We start from the raw sequence: 1,306 nt of genomic DNA on the forward strand, positions 1-1,306 counted from the left end.
GGCAGGACCGTTGGCGCCATGGATGGCGCCATCGAGCCCCCATGGGTGAGGGCGCTTTGCTTGCGAAGCACTGCTTCGCAAGCGCCCGAACGCACAGCCGCCAGCGGCTGGGCCGGCCCCCGGAGGGGGGTTTACGGCGTGTCCTGCCAACCCACACTGCCCCGCCCAACCCACAGAAACCCAGCCGCTTTGGCTTTTGCTTTGGCTTTGGCTTCTGCCCGCCGCAGGCGGACCACCGCGCGTCAGCGCGGCACCTCCACATCCAACCCGATTGGGCAGCTCACGCCGGTACCGCCAATGCCGCAGTAGCCGTTCGGGTTCTTGGCCAGGTACTGCTGGTGATAGTCCTCGGCGTAGTAGTACGTCGGTGCCGGATACACGATCTCGGTGGTGATCGGGCCATAACCCGCTGCAGCCAGCTGCGCCCGGTAGGCCTCGCCACTGGCCAGCGCCGCGGCGTACTGGGCCTCGTCGGTGGCGTGGATCGCCGAACGGTACTGGGTGCCGGTGTCGTTGCCCTGGCGCATGCCCTGGGTCGGGTCATGGCTTTCCCAGAACAGCTGCAGCAGCCGCTCCAGGCTGACAACCGCCGGGTCGAACACCACCTGCACCACCTCGGTGTGGCCGGTCAGGCCCGAGCAGACCTCTTCATAGGTSGGGTTCGGGGTGATTCCACCGGCATAGCCCACCGAGGTGCTGTACACGCCCGGCTCGTTCCAGAATTTGCGCTCGGCGCCCCAGAAGCAGCCCAGCGCGAAGCGGATCTGCTGCAGGCCGGCGAAACGGTCCTTCAGCGGATGGCTGTTCACGAAGTGCTGGTTGCTGTGCAGCGGCAGCGGCTGGTCGCGGCCCGGCAAAGCCTCTTCCGGGCGCGGCAGGCGCTGCTTGAAGGCCCCGATGCCGAGGATGCCCTGTCCGATTCCCAACATGATGCGCTCCTACGCCGGAAGCCCGGCAATGTCGTCGGCATCTGAAATGGGGGCGTCTGCGGCGTGGCCCAAGTCCAGCGCCGCCACGATTTCTTCGGCCTGTGCCCGCGCGGCGTCGGGGATACCGACCCGCAGCACGCCGAACAGCGGCAGCTCGCCCATGCCGCCCAGCAGCGACTCGCCGAACACGAACGCCGGGATGCCGGCGTCTTCCAGCGCGTGCTTGACCAGGTGGGCGTCGAACAGATTGTCGGCCTTGTACACGATGTGCATGCRGCRGCTCCGTGGGACAGGATTCCAGCATACGCCCGGCGGCTGAATGGTGCCGCTGCGCTCGCCGGGCATGGCCCGGCGCTACTGGTGCGGGATGGTAGCGC

The 1,306-nt window shown here is 67.8% G+C and carries 2 protein-coding genes; both read right to left on the reverse strand.

Features of this window, described 5'->3' with window-relative positions:
* Nucleotides 1–242: 242 nt before the first annotated feature.
* The gene (msrA, locus tag AC1VAN_RS22065) at nt 243–908 is read right to left on the reverse strand and encodes a peptide-methionine (S)-S-oxide reductase MsrA (protein WP_032974988.1); all 666 of its coding nucleotides are present in this window, start codon (nt 906–908) and stop codon (nt 243–245) included.
* Nucleotides 909–938: 30 nt separating this feature from the next.
* Entirely contained in the window at nt 939–1,202 is a 264-nt protein-coding gene (locus AC1VAN_RS22070) for a putative signal transducing protein (RefSeq protein ID WP_132825899.1), read from the reverse strand.
* Between the last annotated feature and the right edge of the window lie 104 nt (nt 1,203–1,306).

It is taken from the genome of Stenotrophomonas sp. 05L44_2, assembly GCF_056665995.1.